Below are 21,331 nucleotides of genomic sequence, written 5' to 3' on the forward strand. Positions count from 1 at the left end.
TCTCGGCGCGGGGCTGTTTGCCGTGCAGATTGGGTGCAAAACGCCATGAAGCTCGCCGGTCTCACCGACGCCGTCCTCGCCGATCCGGCCCTCGCCCGCGCCCGTGACCTCGCCCGGGCCGGGCACAGCGACCAGGTCGACCTGACCGGGCCGCCCGCCCTGCGCGCGTTCGTCGCGGCCGCCATCGCCGGCGAGCGCCCCGTCCTGGCCGTCACGGCCACCGGCCGCGAGGCCGAGGACCTGGCCGCGGCGCTGACCTGCCTGCTGGAGCCGGACACGGTCGCGGTCTACCCGTCGTGGGAGACGCTGCCGCACGAGCGCCTCTCCCCCCGCTCCGACACCGTCGGGCGGCGGCTGTCGGTGCTGCGCCGCCTGGCCCACCCGACCGCCGAGGCGCCCCGGCCCCGGGTCGTCGTCGCACCGGTCCGCTCGGTGCTCCAGCCGCAGCTCAAGGGCCTGGGCGACCTGGAGCCGATCGAGCTGCGCCCGGGCGGCTCGGCCGACCTCGACGCGCTCACCGTGCGCCTGGCCGAGCTGGCCTACACGCGCGTCGACCTCGTCACCAAGCGGGGCGAGTTCGCGGTGCGCGGCGGCATCCTCGACGTCTTCCCGCCGACCGAGGAGCACCCGCTGCGGGTGGAGTTCTGGGGCGACGAGGTCGAGGAGATCCGCTCCTTCGCCGTCGCCGACCAGCGCACCATCGAGAAGGTCGAGCGGCTGTGGGCCCCGCCCTGCCGGGAGCTGCTGCTCACCGACGAGGTCCGCGACCGCGCCCGGGCCCTGTCCACCGACCACCCGCAGCTCGCCGAGATGCTCGACAAGCTCGCCGGGGGCATCCCGGTCGAGGGCATGGAGTCCCTCGCCCCGGCGCTGCTCGGCGGCACCGACTCGCTCGAGCTGGTGCTGCACTGCATGCCGGAGGGCACGCACGTGCTGCTCTGCGACCCCGAGCGCATCCGCACCCGGGCCCACGACCTCGTGCGCACCAGCGACGAGTTCCTGGAGGCCAGCTGGGCCGCGGCCGCCGTGGGCGGCAAGGCGCCGATCGACCTCGGCGCGGCGGCCTTCCGCCACCTGGGCGACGTCCGGGCCGCGGCGGCCTCGCTGGGGCAGCCGTGGTGGTCGCTGAGCCCGTTCGCCGCGACGCCCGACTCGGCGCTGCCCGCCGAGCCCTGGGAAGACCCGGCCCCGGCGGTCGCCGTCTCGGACGACGCCATCTCGATCACGCTGCCCGCGCAGGCCGTGCCGCTCTACCACGGCGAGACCGCCCGGGTCGTCGACGACCTCAAGCGCCTCACCGGCGACGGGTGGCGGGTCGCGCTCGTGTTCGAGGGCACCGGGCCGGCCCAGCGCGCCGCCGAGGTGCTGCGCGGCTCCGACCTCGGCGTCTCCTTCGCCGAGGGGATCCCGGCCGCGCCCGCCGCCGGCGTCATCACGGTCACCACCGGCTCGCTCGAGCTCGGCTTCCTCGACGACGGCGCCAAGCTCGCGGTCATCACCGGCACCGACATCTCCGGCGGCCGGGGCGCGTCCACCAAGGACATGCGCAAGATGCCCAGCCGCCGGCGCAACCAGATCGACCCGCTGGAGCTGCGCGCCGGGGACTACGTGGTGCACGAGCAGCACGGCATCGGCCGCTACGTGGAGATGGTCCAGCGCACGGTCAACGGGGCCGACCGCGAATACCTCGTCATCGAATACGCGGCGTCCAAGCGCGGCCAGCCCGGCGACCGGCTCTTCGTCCCCACCGACCAGCTCGACCAGCTGTCGCGCTACGTCGGCGGCGAGGCCCCCACGCTGCACAAGATGGGCGGCTCGGAGTGGCAGAAGGCCAAGTCGCGGGCGCGCAAGGCGGTGCGCGAGATCGCCGCCCAGCTCATCCAGCTCTACGCGGTCCGGCAGAACTCGCAGGGCCACGCGTTCGGCCCCGACACCCCGTGGCAGCGCGAGCTGGAGGACGCCTTCCCCTACCACGAGACCCCCGACCAGCTCGCCGCGATCGAAGAGGTCAAGGGCGACATGGAGAAGGCGGTGCCGATGGACCGCCTGATCTGCGGCGACGTCGGCTACGGCAAGACCGAGATCGCGGTGCGGGCGGCGTTCAAGGCGGTGCAGGACGGCAAGCAGGTCGCCGTGCTCGTCCCCACGACGCTGCTGGCCCAGCAGCACTTCAACACGTTCTCCGAGCGGGTCGCGCAGTTCCCGGTCGAGGTGCGGCAGCTGTCGCGGTTCCAGACGCCGACGGAGACCAAGCTGACGCTGGAGAAGGTCACCGACGGCACCGTCGACATCGTCATCGGCACCCACCGGCTGCTGCAGACCGCGACCCGGTTCAAGCAGCTCGGCCTCGTGATCGTCGACGAGGAGCAGCGCTTCGGCGTGGAGCACAAGGAGTTCCTCAAGCAGCTGCGCGCCTCCGTCGACGTGCTCACCATGTCGGCGACCCCGATCCCGCGCACCCTGGAGATGGCGATCACCGGCATCCGCGAGATGTCCACGATCGCCACCCCGCCGGAGGAGCGCCACCCGGTGCTCACGTTCGTCGGCGCCCAGGACGACAAGCAGGTGGCCGCGGCCATCCACCGCGAGCTGCTGCGCGACGGGCAGGTCTTCTACCTGCACAACCGCGTCGAGTCGATCGAGCGGGCGGCGCGGCGGCTGCGGGAGCTGGTGCCCGAGGCGCGGGTCGCGGTCGCGCACGGCCAGATGACCGAGGAGGCCCTCGAGAAGATCATGGTGGGGTTCTGGGAGAAGGAGTACGACGTCCTCGTCTGCACCACGATCGTGGAGAGCGGCATCGACATCCCCAACGCCAACACCCTGATCGTCGAGCGCGCCGACCTGCTCGGCCTCGCCCAGCTGCACCAGATCCGCGGCCGGGTGGGCCGTGGGCGCGAGCGGGCCTACGCCTACTTCCTCTACCCGCCGGACAAGCCGCTGACCGAGCACGCCCACGAGCGGCTGGCGACCATCGCGCAGCACACCGAGCTCGGCGCGGGCATGTACGTGGCGATGAAGGACCTCGAGATCCGCGGCGCGGGCAACCTGCTGGGCGGCGAGCAGTCCGGGCACATCGAGGGCGTGGGCTTCGACCTGTACGTGCGGATGGTCGGCGAGGCGGTCCAGCAGTTCAAGGGCGAGCGGCCCGAGGAGGAGGAGCCGGACGTCAAGATCGACCTGCCGGTCGACGCGCACCTGCCGCTGGAATACATCGCGGCCGAGCGGCTGCGGCTGGAGATCTACCGCAAGATCGCCGGGGCCAAGGACGACGCGGCGCTGGACGAGATCGTGGCGGAGATGAAGGACCGCTACGGTGAGCCCCCGCTGCCCGTCGCGAACCTCCTGGCCGTCGCGCGCTTCCGGTTCCTGGCCCGCTCCTACGGGCTGACGGACGTGTCGCTGCAGGGCAAGCACGTGCGGTTCGGGCCGCTGGCGCTGCCGGACTCCAAGCAGATGCGGCTCAAGCGGCTCTACCCGGAGGCCGTCTACAAGGCCGCGGCCGACACCGTCTCGCTGCCCCGGCCGTCCACGCGCCGGGTCGGCGGCGAGCCGATGCGCGACACGCAGCTGCTGGACTGGGCGGCCGAGCTGCTCAAAACCGTCCTGGGCGAACCCGCGTCGCTGCGGGCCGCGACCAACACTGCGTGAGAAGCTGCTGCACTATGCGTGTTCGTCGCCTAGCCGGCGTGGTCGCCCTGGCCCTGGCCGCCGGCTCCGCCCTGGCCGCCTGCCGTTCCCAGCCGGACGTCGCCGTCTACGTCGGCGACCGGCAGGTCTCCGCGGCCTCCGTCGACGCGATCGTCAAGAGCGTCAACGACGAGGCCGACCGGCGCGTCGCCGCCTTCGCCGCGGCCCGCGCGAAGGACCCGGGCACCCTGCCGCCGCCGCTCGTGCGCACCAACGGCACCGAGGTCGTGTCCCTGATCGTGCTCGCCGACCTGGGCCGGCGCGTCATCGCCGAGCGCGGCCTGAGCTCGCGGACGGCTCCGGTCGACACGGTCGCGAGGACCTTCGGGATGTCGCCGTCGGACCCGTATGTGGTGCTCTGGACGGAGTACCTGGGCGGCCTGCAGTCCGTGGCCGCGGCCGAGCAGGCGCGGCCGCTCACCGACGAGGAGGCCGACCGGCTCTGGGAGGCCGGCGGGGCGGACGCGGACGCCGACTACGACGAGGCCACGCACCACTTCAAGACCCAGATCAGCCTGGGCCCGCTGTTCTCGGCCCAGCGGCGGCTGGCCGGGGCCCTGCACGCGTCGGACGTGTCGGTGAACCCGCGGTACGGCCCGGTGGTCATGCCCGTGGTCTTCGAGGGCAAGCACCTTGACGTAGGGTTCCCCTCCGAGAAGGACATGCTTTCGGAGGAGGGCTGACGGCGGTGTCGGGCAGCGTGGTCCTGCTGGTGACGTCACCCCGCCTGCCGGCGGGCGTCCTGACGGCCGAGGCCTGGGACCTGGTGCGCGCGCACCCCGTGTTCACCGCCGCCGCGACCCCGCAGTCCGAGGCCCTGACGGCCGCGGGCGCCTCGGTGTCCGTGCTGACCTCCGCCTTCGTCGACACCCTGCTGACCGCGGTGGCGAAGCACGGCACCGTGGTGTGGCTGGCCGCGCCGGACGGCGACGAGCACCTGGCCCGGGAGCTGGGACTGCGGCTGGCCCGCGAGCCCGGCCTGGCCGCCTTGGAGCTGGTGCACGGCTCCTGGGACCCGCCGGGCGCCCGGCTCCTCGACGTGGTGACGGTGATGGATCGCCTCATGCACCCGTCGGAGGGCGACCCGTGGAAGCGCGCCCAGACGCACGCGAGCCTGGCGCCGTTCCTGCTGGAGGAGTCCTACGAGCTGTACGACGCGATCTCCTCCGACGACCCGCCCGCCGTGCGCGAGGAGCTCGGGGACGTGCTCCTGCAGGTGGTGCTGCACGCGCGCCTGGCCGAGGAGACGTCGGACTTCACGATCGACGACGTGGCCGGCGACCTGGTGGCGAAGCTGATCCGGCGCAACCCGCACGTGTTCGCGGACACGGAGGTGGGCGGGATCGACGAGATCATCGCCAACTGGGAGCAGATCAAGAAGACGGAGAAGGCGCGGGGATCCTCGGTGGACGGGGTGGCGCTTTCGCAGCCGGCGCTGGCCCTGGCCGCGAAACTCCTGCAACGCGTGTCGCGCGCGGGCCTGGACGTGCCGTTGCCGGCTCCGTCCACCTTGGGCGGCCGGCTGTTCGCGGCGGTGGCGGAGGCCAGGGCGTCGGACGAGGACGCGGAGGCCGCGCTGCGGGAGGCGGCCTTGCGGTACATGGAGGCCGTGCGGGCAGCCGAGCGGGGCTGATTACCGTTTGTTATGGCGACGGTGAGTCGGGCGTGGGCGGCCATGGACAAGGTGATGTGGGCGTAGCAGGCCATAACCGACGCAAACCGCCCCAGACCAGGTCTCCGAGGGTCGAGGGGCGGGGGTCCGTAGCAGACGTAGTAGGCCAGCTCACCGGTGGTGATGTTGCGGCGGGCCAGGGCTCAGTGCCCACGGCCGGCCTGCCAGGACGCCCGGATCGGGGCGCGTGCCCACTGGTAGATCCGCGGGCCGTGCGCGCCGGCACCGGCCGACAGCCGCCGCCACGCCGAGGCCGGTAGCGCGGCGACAAGATCCTCGACCCGGACCATGCCCATGCTGGTGGTGACCGTCGCCATGACGTAGCCGACGTCGCGTTCCTCCAGGCATACCCGCAGCGACTTCACCTGCCGATAGGCTTCGTCGCCGATCACCCACCCGCACGGCAGCCCGGCGTCCAGCGCGCGGGCGAGCGTGACCTTGGCTTGCTCGGGCTTCGTCGCGAAGCCGATGCCGATCTCGTCCGGGACACCGGCGGCGCGGCACCGGTCCCGGTCGTCGGTCCACGACGAACGCGTGGACGTCCCAGGGCCCAACGCAACGTCCGCATACGTAGTCTGGCCGCCGCGGCTCGGACCGGCGAAACCGCCGTCCGATCCGTTCATGCAGCCGATTCAGCCCAGCTGACCACACCTCGAGCTCCGCCCCTGTCCCACGGAAGTGTCGAAGCCGCCGCGCCCGAAGTCCTCGGGCGCGATCCGCAACCGCTCCTCCATCGCAGCGGAGATCCGATCGTCCCTGGGCTGCCGTCCGACGAAATCCCAATACTCGCCGCTGCGGCGCTCCGCCAACTCGACGTTGTCATGATCGGCCGCGAGGTCGCGAATCAGCGCACCCAGGCCCGTCAGCCCGAAGTAGTCACATGCGTCCGCGACCTTCTCCATCCGCTCGGCCGGATGCCACTCGAGCGCCTCGCCGAGACCCTGCTGCATGAACCGTGCGTTGAACCAGTTGAGGTACGCCAGGTGCCGCAGACCGACCGGCTCACTATCGGCAACAGCCTCACCCTCACGGAACATCCGCCCGAAGAGGTCACAGCTTTCGTTCCAGACCTCGACGCCCACCGCACTGACCACTGCCGCTCCTCGATCACCGGCGAAACTGCCGCCCGATCCGTTCATGCTGATGCGCCCACACGATCGTGGAGTCCACCGACTCCAGCCGGTCGGTGGCACCGGCCGCGTCGGGCGCGGCACGTCCGGCGGTGGTCAATGGTCCGGGGTGCTGTTCGAGAGCGGCTGGGACGCCGCCGCCGACCCGACGCCCGCAGCCGGCGCGAACGGGTCAGGCCCGGTGGGCCGGGCGGCGGGTCAGGCGGTAGTGCAGCGAACGAGCCAGCAGCGCGGCGGCGAAGGGGGCGTCCTCGCGAAGGTACCGCCGAGCCAGCCGCCGGGGCTCGCGCGCCAGGCGATCCAGCCACTCCAGCCCGGCCTTCTGCATGGCCGGACGCGCTCGCTGAACGTCGCCCGCCACGAAGTTCACCGCCGCGCCGCAGCCCAGGAACCACGTCGCCGGCAGGGCTTCGCGCAGGGAGGCGATCAGGTGCTCCTGGCGCGGGAAGCCGATGCCGACGTACACCATCTCGGGCTCCGCCTCGATGACGCGCGCGCAGACGGCTCGTAGCTGGGTTCGGTTGCGGTCGAAGCCGAACGGGGGGCAGTGGGCGCCGGCGATCCGCAGGCCCGGGCACGCCTCGGCCAGGCGGGCGGCCGCGCGGTGAGCGCCGTCCTCCTGGGCCGAATCCGCGGGAGTGCCGCCCAGCACGAAGACGCTGCCACCGTGGGTGGCCAGGCCCCGCGACAGCGACCAGATCAGGTCCGAGCCGGGCACCCGAGCGGGGAGCGCCCGGCCCGCCAGCCGCGCCGCCCAGACCAGGGGGGCGCCGTCGGCCACCACGAGGTCGGCCGCGCTCAGCTGGGCTCGCAGGGCGGCGTCCCGGGCGACCTTGCGCAGGATGTCCACGTTCGGGGTCACGATCCAGCCGCCCCGGCCCCGCTTCAGGGCGCTCAGGACGTGGGTGACCACCTCGGACTCCGTCACCGGGTCGATGGGCAGGCCGCCGACCGGTACTCGGCGGGTGGGGGAGTAGCTGCGCAGCATCGTTCGTCCGCGATTCCTCGTTAGACCTACCAGATGCCAGCGAAACTGGCATATCTACCAAAACGACCAAGGAGGACGCTTTGGTACGCGTTCTGTTCCTCGGAGGGCTTGGGCGCAGCGGCACCACGCTGCTCGAACGCCTGCTGGGGGAACTTCCCGGCGTGGTACCGCTCGGGGAGGTCGTGCACCTCTGGGAGCGCGACATCGCCGGCGACGAGCGCTGCGCGTGCGGCGACCACTTCTCGGAGTGCGGGTTCTGGCAGGCGGTCGGGGAGAAGGCGTTCGGCGGGTGGCAGCACGTCGACGTGTGGCGGGTGCTCGCGCTGCGCCATGCCGTCGAGCGCACGCGGCACATCCCGCGGCTCGCCAGCGTGCGGATGAGTCCGGCGCACCGGCTGCTCGTCGAGGAGTACGCCGACTGGTACGCCCGCCTCTACGAGGCCGCCGCGATCGTCTCCGGGGCCGATGTGCTCGTCGACTCCTCCAAGCACGCCGCGCTGGCCTACTGCCTGCGGTTCGCGCCGAGCATCGACCTGCGCGTCGTGCACATGGTCCGCGACAGCCGAGGGGTCGCCTACTCCTGGACGAAGAAGGTCTCGCGACCGGAGACCGACAATGCCGAGGAGATGACGCGGTACTCCCCCGGCCGCTCCGCCCTGCTGTGGAACGCGCACAACGTGGCGTTCTCGGCGCTGCACCGCTGTGGGGTGCCGGTGCAGCGGGTGCGGTACGAGGAACTGCTCGACCGCCCCGAGGACATCCTGCGCGATTTGTCGAGATTTATCGAGATAAAGCCGGGCGACCTGCCGTTCCTGGCCGGCAACACCGCCACCCTCGGCGCCTGCCACAGCGCCGCCGGCAACCCGATGCGCTTCACCGTCGGGCCGGTGCCGCTGCGCCGCGACGACGCCTGGCGCACGGCCCTGCCCGGCCGGCAGCGGCGGGTCGTGAGCGCGTTGACCGCGCCGTTGCTCGGCGCGTACGGCTACCGGGGCGCCCGATGAACACGACCGGCCACACTGGTCCAACGAACGCGGCCGGGCATTGGCCGAGCGTCGGCGTCATCGTTCCCACCCGCAACCGGCCCGAGCTGCTGCGCCGCGCCGTGGCCGGGATCGTCGCCCAGGACTACCCGGGCCCGGTGCGCACCATCGTGATCTTCGACCAGCACGACCCGGACGCGAGCCTGTGCCGCGGGGGCGAGCGCCCGCTCGACGTGCTGCCCAACCTGCGCAAGCCCGGCCTGGCCGGCGCGCGCAACACGGGCATCGTGGCGCTCGACACCGACCTGGTGGCGTTCTGCGACGACGACGACGTGTGGCTGCCGACGAAGCTGCGCCGCCAGGTGCACGCGCTGCAGCAGCGGCCGCAGGCCGAGTTCTGCACGTCGGCGATCGAGGTGGAGTTCGGCGACCGGCTCACGCCGCGGCTGGCGGGCGCCTCGCTGGTCGGGCTGGACGACCTGGTCCGCTCGCGGATGTCGATGCTGCACTCCTCGACGTTCCTGGTGCGGCGCGCCGCGTTCGCCGCCGACGAGATGGGGCTGGTCGCCGAGGACGCGCCCGGCAGCCAGAACGAGGACTGGGACCTGCTGCTGCGGGCGGTCAAGCGCAGCGAGATCGTGCACGTCGACGACCCGCTGGTGCGGGTGCTGTGGGGGCGCTCGTCGCTGTTCGCCTACGAGTACGGCACGAAGATGGCCTCGCTGCGCTGGATGATGAGCCGCCACCCCGAGATCGCGGCGTCGACGACCGGGGCGGGCCGCGTGTACGGGCAGCTCGCCTGCTGGTCCGCGGCGACCGGCAACCGCCGGGACGCGTGGCGCTGGACGAAGGCGGCGATGCGCTCGAACTGGCGGGAGCCGCGCGCCGCGATCGCCCTCGCGGCCGTGACCGGCGTGGTCAAGGTCGAGAGCGTGCTCGGGGCCCTGCACCGGAGGGGCCGCGGCATCTAGGCTCCGTACCCATGAGGCTTCACGTTCGCGTGCACGGGGAAGGTCTCGAGGGAGCGCCGTTCCTGCTGGTGCACGGGCTGTCGTCCAACGCCCGGCTGTGGGACGGGGTGGCCGGGCACCTGGTGGCGGCGGGGCACCCCGTCTACGCCGCCGACCTGCGCTCGCACGGGGAGTCGCCGAGGCCGGCCGGCGGGTACGACACCGCGACCGCCGCCGACGATCTCGCGGAGCTGGGCCTGCCGCCGGCGATCGTGGCGGGGCAGTCGTGGGGCGGCAACGTGGTGGTACGGCTGGCGGCCCGTCACCCCGAGCGCGTGCGCGCCCTGGCCCTCGTCGACGGCGGGTGGATCAACCTCCCGGCGCAGTTCCCGAGCTGGGCGGCGTGCGAGGAGCGGCTGCGGCCGCCGGACGTGAGCGGCCTGACCGCGACCCGGCTGCGGGCGCGGCTGCGGGCCGCGCACCCGGACTGGGAGCCGTGGGCGGTCGAGGCGACGGTGAGCAACCTGAACGTGCACCCGGACGACTCGCTGAGCCGGCGGCTGCCCGTGCCCGAGCACATGCGGATCGTGCGGAGCATGTGGGACGATCCGCCGCAGCCGTACTTCCCGCGCATCGCCGTCCCCGTGCTCGCGATCTCGGCCGGCTCGCACCCGCCCGACCTGGACGGTCTCGCCGACGTGAGGCTGCGGCTGTATCCGGGCGCGGACCACGACGTGCACGCCCAGCACCCCGCGTCCGTCGCGGCCGACCTGCTGAGCCTCGCATGAGCGGGCTGCTGGTGATCATGGGCTCGGGCGAGACCGCGCCCACGATGGTCAAGCCGCACCGGGAGATCTTCCGGCGCTGCGGGGACCGGCCGGCGGTGCTGCTCGACACGCCGTACGGCTTCCAGGAGAACGCCGACGACATCTCGGCGAAGGCCGTCAAGTACTTCGCGGACAGCACGGGCCGCGCGCTCTCGGTCGTCAGCTGGCGCAGCACGCCCGCGGCCGGCCTGCCGCTCGAACGGGCGCTGAGCGGCCTGCGCGAGGCCGGCTGGCTCTTCGCGGGGCCGGGCAGCCCCACCTATGCGCTGCGGCAGTGGTCGGAGACGCCATTGCCGGGTGTACTGGCCGAGGTCCTCGCGGCCGACGGCGTGGTCTGCTTCGCCTCGGCCGCGGCGCTCACCCTCGGGTCGCACACGATCCCGGTGTACGAGATCTACAAGGCCGGCGCCGACCCGCACTGGGTGCCCGGGCTGGACCTGTTCCGCCAGGTGACCGGGCTGCCCGCGGTGCTGGTCCCGCACTACGACAACGCCGAGGGCGGGCACCACGACACCCGCTTCTGCTACTTGGGCGAGCGGCGGCTGGCCCGGCTGGAGGCGCTGCTGCCGCCCGAGGCGTTCATCATCGGCGTCGACGAGCACACCGCGGGGCTGTTCGACCTCGGCGCGCGCACGGTCACGGTGGTCGGCAACGGCGGGCTGACCCTGCGCCGGGGCGGCCGCTCGCAGCGCTGGCCGGCCGGCACGACGCTGCCCTTCCCGGTCTTCACCGGTCTGCCCGAGGCGGACGTCACGCCCGAGGCACCCGCCGCCGTGCGGGAGCAGCCGCCGCTCACCTCGCTGGCCGCCTCGACGCAGACGGCGACGGCCAGGTTCGACGCGTGCCTGGCGGCGCGCGACCCGGACGGCTGCGTGGCCGCGGCCCTGGAGCTGGAGCAGGCGCTGCAGGACTGGATCGCGGACACGGACGTGTCGGACGAGCGCGAGCAGGCCCGGGCGGCCCTGCGCGGGATGCTGGTGCGGCTCGGCTCGTTCGCGGGCCCGGACCGCTTCGGCCCCTTGGTCACGGCCCTGGTCGCGCTGCGCACGGAGGCGCGCGAGGCGAAGAACTGGGCCCTGAGCGACTCCCTCCGCGACGTCCTGGCCGGCGCGGGCGTGACGATTCGGGACACTCCGAGCGGCCCGGCGTGGTCCGCACGATAAGTCGGGCACTCCGTGCCTCGACTTATCGGACATTTCGCGATATAGCGTTATCCTGCCAGCTCAGGGCCCGACTTCGAGCCCGCCCCAGCCATGCAGTACGCTCGTACTGCTAAGCGTGGACTGCGCGAGAGGAGCGCCCGGCCGATGGCGAAGATCAAGGTAAACAACCCTGTCGTCGAGCTCGACGGCGACGAGATGACCCGGATCATCTGGAAGCAGATCCGTGAGCAGCTGATCCTGCCCTACCTCGACGTCGATCTGAAGTACTACGACCTGTCGATCGAGTACCGCGACCAGACCGACGACCAGGTCACGGTCGACGCCGCGAACGCCATCAAGCAGCACGGCGTCGGCGTGAAGTGCGCCACGATCACGCCGGACGAGGCGCGGGTCGAGGAGTTCTCGCTCAAGAAGATGTGGCGCTCCCCGAACGGCACCATCCGCAACATTCTCGGCGGCGTGGTCTTCCGCGAGCCGATCATCATGTCGAACGTGCCGCGGCTCGTCCCCGGCTGGACCAAGCCGATCATCATCGGCCGCCACGCCCACGGCGACCAGTACAAGGCGACCGACTTCGTGGTGCCCGGCCCGGGCAAGGTCACGGTCACCTACACGCCGGCCGACGGCGGCGCCCCGATGGAGTTCGAGGTCGCCAACTTCCCCGGCGGCGGCGTCGCGATGGGGATGTACAACTACGACGACTCGATCCGCGACTTCGCCCGCGCGTCGCTGCGCTACGGCCTCGACCGCGGCTACCCGGTCTACCTGTCGACGAAGAACACGATCCTCAAGGCCTACGACGGCCGCTTCAAGGACCTGTTCGCGGAGATCTTCGAGACCGAGTTCAAGGACGAGTTCGCGCAGGCCGGCATCACCTACGAGCACCGGCTCATCGACGACATGGTCGCCGCGGCGCTGAAGTGGGAGGGCGGCTTCGTGTGGGCCGCCAAGAACTACGACGGCGACGTGCAGTCCGACACCGTCGCGCAGGGCTTCGGCTCGCTCGGCCTCATGACCAGCGTGCTGATGACCCCGGACGGCAAGACCGTCGAGGCCGAGGCCGCCCACGGCACCGTCACCCGGCACTACCGGCAGTGGCAGAAGGGCGAGAAGACCTCGACGAACCCGATCGCGTCCATCTTCGCCTGGACGCGCGGCCTGGCCCACCGCGGCAAGGTCGACGGCACGCCCGAGGTGACCAACTTCGCCAACACCCTGGAGCAGGTCTGCATCGACACCGTCGAGGGCGGCCAGATGACCAAGGACCTGGCCCTGCTGATCTCGCGCGACGCGCCGTGGCTGACCACGGACGAGTTCATGAACGCGCTGGACCAGAACCTCGCGAAGCGCCTGAGCGCCTAGTTTCGCGCCAAAGGCCCCGCCGCCCGACGGGTGGCGGGGCCTTTCGCGTCAGGCCTGGCGCTCGGCCAGCTCCACGACGTTGGCCAGCAGCATCGCGCGGGTCATCGGGCCGACGCCGCCCGGCATCGGGGCCAGGAACCCGGCCACCTCGGCCACCTCGGGGGCCACGTCGCCGACCAGCCGCGCCTTGCCGGACTCGTCCACGACGCGGGTCACGCCCACGTCGAGCACCGCCGCGCCCGGCTTGACCATGTCCCGGGTGAGCAGCCCGGCCGAGCCCGCCGCGACGATCACGATGTCGGCGTTGCGGGTGTGGGCGGCCAGGTCGCGGGTGCCGGTGTGGCACAGGGTCACGGTGGCGTTCTCCGTCTTGCGGGTGAAGATCAGCCCGAGCGGGCGCCCCGCGGTGGTGCCCCGGCCGATGGCGGTGATCTCGGCGCCGTTGATCGGCACGTCGTAGCGCCGCAGCAGCTGCACGATGCCGTTGGGCGTGCACGGCAGCGGGGCCGGGATGTTCAGCACGAGCCGGCCCAGGTTGGTCGGGTGCAGCCCGTCGGCGTCCTTGGCGGGGTCGATGAGCTCCAGGAGGCGCTGCTCGTCGAGGCCGGCCGGCAGGGGCAGCTGCACGATGTACCCCGTGCACGCCGGATCCTCGTTCAGCTCCCGCACCGCCGCCTCGACCTCGTCCTGGGTCGCGGTCGCGGGCAGGTCGCGGCGGATCGAGGCGATGCCGACCTCGGCGCAGTCGCGGTGCTTGCCCGCCACGTACGCGTGTGAGCCCGGGTCGTCGCCCACGAGCACGGTGCCCAGGCCGGGCGTGATGCCCCGGGCCGTGAGCGCCGCCACTCGCGCGCGCAGCTCGTCCTTGATGGCGGTCGCGGTCGCCTTACCGTCGAGAATCGTTGCCGTCACGGAACTCGATACTGCCATTAGAGTGCAGGGCGTGCTGCTTCGGCGCGGGGTTGTCGCCCTCCTCACCTTGTTCGTCCTGACGGCATGTGGCGACGACGCGGAGCCGCGGCCGATGGCGGGCCAGCCGTCGGGCGGGCAGAGCCAGGGCCGCCAGGTCGAGGACGGCTCGGCCGAGCTGGCCGGCAAGGGCGCCTCGGCCGCGCCCGGGAGCACCGCGGACCAGGCCGCGAAGGCGCTCGCGTTCGTGCGCAAGCAGCCGGGCACCTTCGGCATCGTCGTGCGGGACCGGCAGACCGGGCAGGTCTGGCGGGCCGGGGACACGAAGGCGACGACCTGGACCGCGTCGACCATCAAGCTCGCGATCGCCACCGACCTGCTCGAACGTCAGCAGGCCAAGGCGATCACGCTCGCCGCGGCCGACCGGGCGAACCTCGACAAGGCCCTGATCAACTCCGACAACGAAGCCGCCACGGCGCTGTGGAACAAGTTCGACGGGCCCGGCATGCTGGAGCGGTTCAAGGCGAGGTTCGGCATGGGCGACCTCGCCGTCATCGACGGGTACGACACCTTCTGGCGCAATCTGGAGTGCAGCGCCGAGGATCTGCAGAGCCTGATGACGTACGTGCTGGAGAAGCTCGACGCGACGAGCCGGACGTATCTGGTGACGACGCTGCGGAAGGTCGCGGCCAACCAGCACTGGGGCGTGTGGGGGGCGGGCTCGGCGCTGCGGCCCGGCAACAAGGACGGCTGGGCGGAGAAGCCGGTCGACGGCAAGAACGTCTGGGTGACGCACACCGTCGGGTTCGCGGGCGACGGTGAGCGCTATGTCGTGGCCGCGATGTACGGGCAGAAGCCGGGCGGCACCCTGGAGAAGGGCGCCCACGCGGTCAGCGACGCGGTCGCGACCTACTTCGGGGCCAAGGTGCCCGCCCCCGTCACGCTGCCGTAGCCGGGGGCGGGCCGCCTTCGTCAGTGGAAGAAGTGGCGGGTGCCGGTGAAGTACATGGTCACGCCGGCGGCGTTCGCGGCCGCGATGACCTGCTCGTCGCGGATCGAGCCGCCGGGCTGGACGATCGCCTTCACGCCGGCCGCGATGAGCGCCTCGGGGCCGTCGGGGAACGGGAAGAACGCGTCGGAGGCGCAGACCGAGCCGGTGACCCGCTCGCCGGCCCGGCTGATGGCCAGGCGCACCGAGTCGACCCGGTTGACCTGCCCCATGCCGACCCCGACGGTCGCGCCGCCGGAGGCGAGCAGGATCGCGTTCGACTTGACCGCGCGCACCGCCCGCCAGGCGAACGCCAGGTCCGCCAGCGTCTCCTCGTCGGCGGCCGAGCCGGTGACGAGGGTCCAGTTCGCCGGGGCGTCGCCGTCGGCGTCGATGCGGTCGGCCGCCTGCACGAGCACGCCGCCGGAGATCTGGCGCTGCTCGGCCGGGGCCGGCGTCCAGGCCGGCGCGCGCAGGACGCGCAGGTTCTTCTTGGCGGTCAGCAGCTCCACGGCGCCCTCTTCGTAGGCGGGCGCCACCACGACCTCGGTGAAGATCTCGCTGATCTGCTTGGCCAGGTCGACGGAGACCGGGGCGTTGACGGCGATCACGCCGCCGTAGGCGCTGACCGGGTCGCAGGCGTGGGCCTTGCGGTGCGCCTCGGCCACGTCGGCGCCGACCGCGATGCCGCACGGGTTGGCGTGCTTGATGATCGCGACGCAGGGGTCGGTGAAGTCGTGCGCGGCGCGCCAGGCGGCGTCGGCGTCGACGTAGTTGTTGTAGGACATCTCCTTGCCGCCCAGCTGCTCGGCCTGGGCCAGGCCCGGGGCGGCGGCGGGATCGGTGTAGAGCGCGGCGGCCTGGTGCGGGTTCTCGCCGTAGCGCAGGGTCGCCGCGTGGCGCAGGGCCGTGCCGGCGAAGCGCTGGTCGTCGCGGGCGAACCAGGCGGCCACGGCGACGTCGTACTCGGCGATGTGCGCGAAGGCCTGCCCGGCGAGGGCGCGGCGCTCGTCCAGCGTGAAGCCGCCGTCGGCGACGGCCTGCAGTACCGCGTCATAGGAAGCGGGCGACGTGACCACCGCGACGCTCGGGAAGTTCTTGGCCGCGGCCCGGACCATGGCCGGCCCGCCGATGTCGATCTGCTCGACGCATTCGTCGTCCGACGCGCCGGAGGCCACCGTGTCGGTGAACGGGTAGAGGTTGGAGACCAGCAGCTCGAACGGCTCGATGCCGAGCTCGCCGAGCTGGGCGGCGTGGGCCTCCAGGCGCAGGTCGGCCAGCAGCCCGGCGTGCACCTTCGGGTGCAGCGTCTTGACCCGCCCGTCCAGCGTCTCCGGGAAGCCCGTCAGCTGCTCGACCCGGGTGACCGGCAGCCCGAGGGCCTCGATGCGGCCCGCGGTCGAACCGGTGGAGACGAGCTCGACACCGGCGCCGGCGAGGGCGCGCGCGAGCTCCTCGAGACCGGTCTTGTCGTAGACGCTGATGAGCGCGCGCCTGATGGGACGGCGGTTAGCCACGGCCCAGCCTGACCTTTCGTTCGTTGACGGTCCAGCCTTCGCGCACCATCCGCCCGACCGTGTCGACCAGCTGGCGGCGCTCGGCCACTTTGATCCGCTCCAGCAGCGTGTCCTCGGTGTCGTCGTCGAGAACCGGCACCGCGACCTGCGCGATGATCGCCCCGGTGTCGACGCCGCTGTCGACGAAGTGCAGCGTGGCCCCGGCGAGCTTCACGCCGTAGGCGAGGGCGTCGCGGGGCCCGTGCGTCCCGGGGAACGCCGGAAGCAGGGCGTTGTGCGTGTTGACATACCTGCCCTCGTACTCGCCGAGAAACCGCGGCCCGACGAGTTTCATGAACCCGGCGGAGATCACGAGATCCGGCTGGAAGCGCGAACACTCGGCCAGCAGCGCGGCGTCCCACTCGTCGCGGGTCGCGAAGCTCTTGACCGACGCCACGAACGTTGGCACGCCGTGACGCTCCGCACGCGCCAGCCCTTCGATGCCGGGGCGGTCCGCGCCGACCGCGACGACCTCGGCGCCATAGGCGGGGTCGTCGGCCGCGTCGAGCAGGGCCTGCAGGTTTGACCCGGAACCGGACACGAGCACGAGAAGCCGAACGGTCACTGCGAAACTCTATCGGCCGGGTCGGCCCTGCTCAGCGCCGGGTCGCCCACCATTTGCGGACAAACTACGCGAAACTTTAGCGTGTTACCGATACTCCATCGTTTAACACTGCGAAGAGTTGATCGGTCCAAGTAGGCTGCCGTGGTTCCGTATCCCCCCGGGACTACCCTGGTGCGGACCACCACACAGCAATAGTCCCCAGCCTTAGGAGCCAGAAGTCATGGGCTACCCACCACCGGGCCAGGATCCGTACGGGCAGCAGCCCAACCAGGATCCCTACGGCCAGCAGCCGCAGTACGGCCAGCAGCCCCAGTACGGGCAGCAGCCCGGTTACCAGGACCCGTACGCGCAGCCGCAGCAGCCCGCCTACCAGGACCCCTACGCCCAGCCGCAGCAGCCGGCGTACCAGGACCCGTACGCGCAGCAGCCGCCGGTCTCCGGCCAGCCGTACCCGACCTCGGGCGGTGCGTACCCGACCTCCGGTGGCGCCTACCCGGCCGCCGGCTACCAGGCGCCGTACGGTCAGCCCGCGGGCGGCCAGCCGCAGAACACGCTCGGCCTCGTCGGCATGATCCTGGGCATCGCGGCCATCCCGCTGGTGTTCTGCTGCTCGATCGGCCTGCCGCTGGGCATCGCGGCCGTGATCGTGAGCTACCTCGGCCAGAACAAGGTCAAGCAGGGCCTCGCCACCAACGCCGGCCAGGCCAAGGCCGGCCTCTTCTGCGGCGCCGGCGCGATCGGCCTGTGGGTCGTCTTCATCATTCTGGCGTTCGCGCTCAACCTGAGCTTCACGCCCACGTCCTACCCGTAAATCGCGAGACACCTGACCGGGCGCGCGAGCTACTCGCGCGCCCGTTTGGCGTTCAGGGCGATCTTGGTCGCGGCCGTCGACAGCAGCGCGCCGATCGCGACCATGAACATCGCGACGAAGCCGACCGCGCCCGAGTGGGGGCCGACGTCGGCCAGGCCGCCGGAGCCCAGCGAGCCGCTGGCCGCCACGCTCACCAGCCCGAGCAGGAACCCGGCCACGGGCCCGGCGAGCAGGGCGGCGCCGAGCAGCGCGTACCACGAGCGCCCGGGATCGAGCCGCAGCGACCGGCGGGCCAGCAGCCAGCCCGCGATCAGGGCCGCGAGCAGGGGCAGCCCGAGCAGCAGCGGGGCGTAGCCCGTCGCCGGCGTCGAGGGGAGACCGGCCAGCAGCGGTACGGCGGGCAGAGGCCCCACCATCACGTGCGCCGCACTGATGAACGTCTCCGAGCCGATGGTGAAGCCGGGCCCGACGAGGTAGCTCGCGGCCCACGCCGCCACGTCCGGGGCGAAGAACCCGCACAGCACCACGAGCCCGACCTGCCCGGCGATGCCCGTGTGGTAGTCGTCGATGATCTGGCTCGCGTCGCCGCCGCTGAACGCGACCGCCATGCCGGTGGTCGCCGCGCCGGCCCCGAGCACCAGCAGGGCGGCGACGGCCCCGGTGCGGGTCGCGTCGCGCAGCACCCGCGGCGTGCGGGCGGCGAGCCGGGCGATGCCGCGGGCCTCGGCGAACGCCCCGAGGGAGCCCGCGACCAGGCCGAAGCCGGCGAACGTGAGCGCGGCGCGGACCGGGGACACGGTGATGCCCTTGTGCCCGGCGATCGTGGCGGCGAGGGCGCCCAGCAGGCCGTACACCACCATGATCCCGACCCCGGCACGCGTCGCCGGCCATGGGGACCACGGTGTGCCCTTGTGGTGGGCGCGCGCCCCGATCGCACGAGCCGTGTGCACGCCCGCGCGGTAGACCCGCCACGCGGCGATCGCGGTGAGCCCGAGCGGGGCGAGGCTGATCGGGCCGATGCCGGTGTGCAGCGGTACCCAATGGGCCAGCACCCAACCGGCCAGCCCGAGGCGCAGCACCTGCCCGAGCGGGGCGCCGGAGCTGTCGAGGGCGAAGAGCAGCCAGACCACCAGCAGGGTCGGCAGCAGCGAGACCAGGGCCGCCCAGAGGGAGTTGACCACCGCGGCCAGGGCCAGCGGGGCACGCCGGGCCGGGCGCTTGGCGGGGTCCTTGCCTCGCACCGCGCGCCGCTGGATCGGCAGCCGGACGGTCTCGCGGTCGGCGAGCCGGGTCTGCGCCCCCTCTTCCGGGTCTTCAGGGGTGGTGGTCGGCATCGCCTTTTACTCTGCCAAAGACCGGACGGCCGGTCACGAACCCCGGCCGTCCGGACCTATGTCGTTACAGGGCGGTGACGATGTCCCGCATGAGGTTCGCCGTCTCCGTGGGGGTCTTGCCGACGGCGACGCCGGCCGCCTCGAGCGCGAGCTTCTTGGCGTCGGCGGTGCCCGCCGAGCCCGAGATGATCGCGCCCGCGTGGCCCATGGTCTTGCCGGGCGGGGCCGTGAAGCCCGCGATGTAGCCGACGACCGGCTTGCGCACGTTGGCCTTGATGAAGTCCGCGGCCCGCTCCTCGGCGTCACCGCCGATCTCGCCGATCATGACGATCGCCGCGGTCTCCGGGTCCGCCTCGAAGGCGGCCAGCGCGTCGATGTGCGTGGTGCCGATGACCGGGTCGCCGCCGATGCCGATGCACGTCGAGAAGCCGATGTCGCGCAGCTCGTACATCATCTGGTAGGTCAGCGTGCCCGACTTGCTCACCAGGCCGATCTTGCCCGGGCCGGTGATGTCGGCCGGGATGATGCCGGCGTTGGACTTGCCCGGGCTGGCGATGCCGGGGCAGTTCGGGCCGATGATCCGGGTCTTGTTGCCGGTCCCTTGGGCGTGCGCCCAGAAGGAGGCCGTGTCGTGCACCGGCACGCCCTCGGTGATGACCACCGCGAGCGGGATCTCCGCGTCGATCGCCTCGACCGCGGCCGACTTGGTGCCGGCCGGCGGGACGAAGATGACGGTGGTGTCCGCGCCGGTCTGCTCCATCGCCTCACGGACGCTGGCGAACACCGGCAGCTTCGTGCCGTCGAAGTCGACCTGCTGGCCCGCCTTGCGCGGGTTCACGCCGCCGACCACGTCGGTGCCCGCGGCGAGCATGCGCCGGGTGTGCTTGGAGCCCTCGGCGCCGGTCATGCCCTGGACGATGACCTTGCTGGACTCGGTCAGCCAAACCGCCATGGTCGTTACACCCCACTCGCTGCGAGCTCGGCGGCCCGGCGGGCGGCGCCGTCCATCGTGTCCACCCGCTCGATCAGCGGGTTGGCGGCCTCGTCGAGGATCCGGCGGCCCTCTTCGGCGTTGTTGCCGTCGAGGCGGACCACGAGCGGCTTATTGACCGCCTCGCCGCGGTCGGCGAGCAGCTGCAGCGCCTGCACGATGCCGTTGGCGACCGCGTCACAGGCGGTGATGCCGCCGAAGACGTTGACGAAGACGCTCTTGACGTCGGGGTCGCCCAGCACGATCTCGAGGCCGTTGGCCATGACCTGCGCGCTGGCGCCGCCGCCGATGTCGAGGAAGTTGGCCGGCTTGCTGCCGAGGCCCTCGCCCGCGTAGGCCACGACGTCGAGGGTCGACATGACCAGGCCCGCGCCGTTGCCGATGATGCCGACGTTGCCGTCGAGCTTCACGTAGTTGAGGTTCTTCTCCTTGGCCGCCTGCTCCAGCGGGTCGGCCGCGGCCTTGTCCTCGAGCTCTTCGTGGTCCGGCTGACGGAAGTCGGCGTTGGCGTCCAGCGTGACCTTCGCGTCCAGGCAGAGCACGGTGCCGTCGGTGGTCTTGGCCAGCGGGTTGACCTCGACGAGCGTGGCGTCCTCGGCGACGAACGCCTGCCACAGCTTGACGGCGATCGACACGACCTGGTCGGCGACGTCGGCCGGGAACTTGGCCTGCTCGACGATCTGGCGGGCCAGGGCCTCGTCGACACCCTTGACGGCGTCGATGGCGACCTTGGCCACCTTCTCCGGGGCGTCGTGCGCGACGGTCTCGATCTCCATGCCACCCGCGACGCTGGCGATGCACAGGAAGGTGCGGTTCGCCCGGTCGAGCAGGTAGGAGAAGTAGTACTCCTCGGCGATGTCGGCCGTGGTGGTGACCATCACCTTGTGGACCGTGTGGCCCTTGATGTCCATGCCGAGGATGTTGGTCGCGTGCGTGGTCGCCTCGTCGGCGCCCTCCGCGAGCTTGACGCCGCCCGCCTTGCCGCGGCCGCCGACCTTCACCTGGGCTTTGATGACGACCCGGCCACCGAGTTGTTCGGCGATCGCCCGGGCCTCTTCAGGGGTCTCGGCGACACCGCCGCCCAGCACGGGCAGCCCGTGCTTGGCGAAGAGGGCGCGCCCCTGGTACTCGTACAGGTCCACAGTTGGTCCCGTTCCGTCAACCGTGCCGCCTGCCCCATCGCGAGGACGGCTCAACGATCGCAGCCTAACCAGGCGCGGGCCGTCCGGCTTCGCGCGGGTTCCCGATGTGCCCCATTCCACTCTCTGTGACTTTGCACTTCCGGGGGACACGCGCGCGACCGCGTAACCGCTCCGGCGGAGCGTCGTTGAGAGCAGTGTCGGCCCGCCCACGGGAAAACCCGGGGGCGCGGCCGGCACCAAAACGGCCGATGCCCTGTCGGTCGAGGGGTGGCG

Annotated in this window: 18 protein-coding genes and 1 pseudogene; 10 read left to right on the forward strand and 9 right to left on the reverse strand. The window is 72.2% G+C overall.

Annotated elements, in window-relative coordinates:
• Positions 1-45: 45 nt before the first annotated feature.
• From mfd to ACQP1P_RS43700, 3 genes are read left to right on the forward strand one after another with little or no spacing between them, the layout of a single operon-like run.
• The gene (gene mfd, locus ACQP1P_RS43690; RefSeq protein ID WP_433080648.1) at positions 46-3,648 is read left to right on the forward strand and encodes a transcription-repair coupling factor; all 3,603 of its coding nucleotides are present in this window, start codon (positions 46-48) and stop codon (positions 3,646-3,648) included.
• Positions 3,649-3,662: 14 nt separating this feature from the next.
• Positions 3,663-4,370, forward strand: a complete 708-nt coding sequence (locus tag ACQP1P_RS43695; RefSeq protein ID WP_433080650.1) for a hypothetical protein — start codon at positions 3,663-3,665, stop codon at positions 4,368-4,370.
• 5 nt (positions 4,371-4,375) lie between these two features.
• Positions 4,376-5,320, forward strand: a complete 945-nt coding sequence (locus tag ACQP1P_RS43700) for a MazG family protein (RefSeq protein WP_433080652.1) — start codon at positions 4,376-4,378, stop codon at positions 5,318-5,320.
• A 355-nt stretch (positions 5,321-5,675) separates the two neighbouring features.
• Here the strand turns inward: ACQP1P_RS43700 and ACQP1P_RS43705 are convergent.
• The 3 genes and pseudogenes from ACQP1P_RS43705 to ACQP1P_RS43715 all read right to left on the reverse strand — a co-directional run.
• Positions 5,676-5,886 (reverse strand): annotated as a pseudogene (locus ACQP1P_RS43705) (transposase); the annotation flags it as partial.
• Between the two features lie 105 nt (positions 5,887-5,991).
• The gene (locus ACQP1P_RS43710) at positions 5,992-6,453 is read right to left on the reverse strand and encodes a hypothetical protein (RefSeq protein WP_433080654.1); all 462 of its coding nucleotides are present in this window, start codon (positions 6,451-6,453) and stop codon (positions 5,992-5,994) included.
• Between the two features lie 208 nt (positions 6,454-6,661).
• Entirely contained in the window at positions 6,662-7,477 is an 816-nt protein-coding gene (locus ACQP1P_RS43715) for a WecB/TagA/CpsF family glycosyltransferase (protein ID WP_433080656.1), read from the reverse strand.
• An 80-nt stretch (positions 7,478-7,557) separates the two neighbouring features.
• Here ACQP1P_RS43715 and ACQP1P_RS43720 point away from each other — a divergent pair, with 80 nt between their 5' ends.
• The 5 genes from ACQP1P_RS43720 (at position 7,558) to ACQP1P_RS43740 (ending at position 12,762) form a co-directional block, all read left to right on the forward strand.
• A complete protein-coding gene (locus tag ACQP1P_RS43720; protein ID WP_433080658.1) occupies positions 7,558-8,481 on the forward strand; it encodes a sulfotransferase in 924 nt (307 codons plus the stop codon).
• Positions 8,478-9,431, forward strand: coding sequence for a glycosyltransferase (locus ACQP1P_RS43725; RefSeq protein WP_433080660.1), 954 nt, complete (start codon positions 8,478-8,480; stop codon positions 9,429-9,431). Before ACQP1P_RS43720 ends, ACQP1P_RS43725 begins: the two co-directional genes overlap by 4 nt.
• 11 nt (positions 9,432-9,442) lie before the next feature.
• A complete protein-coding gene (locus ACQP1P_RS43730; RefSeq protein WP_433080662.1) occupies positions 9,443-10,198 on the forward strand; it encodes an alpha/beta fold hydrolase in 756 nt (251 codons plus the stop codon).
• Entirely contained in the window at positions 10,195-11,400 is a 1,206-nt protein-coding gene (locus ACQP1P_RS43735; protein WP_433080664.1) for a CysS/YqeB C-terminal domain-containing protein, read from the forward strand. The genes ACQP1P_RS43730 and ACQP1P_RS43735 overlap by 4 nt, the downstream gene beginning before the upstream one ends.
• 144 nt (positions 11,401-11,544) lie before the next feature.
• Positions 11,545-12,762 carry an NADP-dependent isocitrate dehydrogenase gene (locus ACQP1P_RS43740; RefSeq protein WP_433080666.1) on the forward strand — a complete coding sequence of 406 codons (1,218 nt, stop codon included), beginning with the start codon at positions 11,545-11,547 and terminating at the stop codon, positions 12,760-12,762.
• Positions 12,763-12,810: 48 nt separating this feature from the next.
• On the opposite strand, the gene ACQP1P_RS43745 is transcribed toward ACQP1P_RS43740, so the two are convergent.
• A complete protein-coding gene (locus ACQP1P_RS43745) occupies positions 12,811-13,674 on the reverse strand; it encodes a bifunctional methylenetetrahydrofolate dehydrogenase/methenyltetrahydrofolate cyclohydrolase (RefSeq protein ID WP_433080668.1) in 864 nt (287 codons plus the stop codon).
• Between the two features lie 31 nt (positions 13,675-13,705).
• On the opposite strand from ACQP1P_RS43745, the gene ACQP1P_RS43750 reads away from it, so the two are divergent.
• On the forward strand, positions 13,706-14,623 hold the full coding sequence (locus ACQP1P_RS43750; RefSeq protein ID WP_433080670.1) for a hypothetical protein: 918 nt from the start codon (positions 13,706-13,708) through the stop codon (positions 14,621-14,623).
• A gap of 20 nt (positions 14,624-14,643) precedes the next feature.
• On the opposite strand, the gene purH is transcribed toward ACQP1P_RS43750, so the two are convergent.
• Complete coding sequence (gene purH / locus ACQP1P_RS43755; protein ID WP_433080672.1) at positions 14,644-16,176, reverse strand: bifunctional phosphoribosylaminoimidazolecarboxamide formyltransferase/IMP cyclohydrolase; 1,533 nt, start codon at positions 16,174-16,176, stop codon at positions 14,644-14,646.
• Positions 16,169-16,780 carry a phosphoribosylglycinamide formyltransferase gene (gene purN, locus ACQP1P_RS43760; RefSeq protein WP_433080674.1) on the reverse strand — a complete coding sequence of 204 codons (612 nt, stop codon included), beginning with the start codon at positions 16,778-16,780 and terminating at the stop codon, positions 16,169-16,171. Before purN ends, purH begins: the two co-directional genes overlap by 8 nt.
• 220 nt (positions 16,781-17,000) lie before the next feature.
• Here purN and ACQP1P_RS43765 point away from each other — a divergent pair, with 220 nt between their 5' ends.
• Entirely contained in the window at positions 17,001-17,591 is a 591-nt protein-coding gene (locus ACQP1P_RS43765) for a DUF4190 domain-containing protein (protein ID WP_433080676.1), read from the forward strand.
• 29 nt (positions 17,592-17,620) lie between these two features.
• Here the strand turns inward: ACQP1P_RS43765 and ACQP1P_RS43770 are convergent, their stop codons facing one another.
• From ACQP1P_RS43770 to sucC, 3 genes are all read right to left on the reverse strand, one after another.
• A complete protein-coding gene (locus tag ACQP1P_RS43770; protein WP_433080678.1) occupies positions 17,621-18,925 on the reverse strand; it encodes a cell division protein PerM in 1,305 nt (434 codons plus the stop codon).
• 64 nt (positions 18,926-18,989) lie between these two features.
• Complete coding sequence (gene sucD / locus ACQP1P_RS43775; protein ID WP_433080680.1) at positions 18,990-19,877, reverse strand: succinate--CoA ligase subunit alpha; 888 nt, start codon at positions 19,875-19,877, stop codon at positions 18,990-18,992.
• A 5-nt stretch (positions 19,878-19,882) separates the two neighbouring features.
• A complete protein-coding gene (gene sucC / locus ACQP1P_RS43780) occupies positions 19,883-21,058 on the reverse strand; it encodes an ADP-forming succinate--CoA ligase subunit beta (RefSeq protein ID WP_433080682.1) in 1,176 nt (391 codons plus the stop codon).
• Between the last annotated feature and the right edge of the window lie 273 nt (positions 21,059-21,331).

The sequence above is a fragment of the Dactylosporangium sp. CA-052675 genome, from assembly GCF_050947935.1.
Lineage (GTDB): Bacteria > Actinomycetota > Actinomycetes > Mycobacteriales > Micromonosporaceae > Dactylosporangium.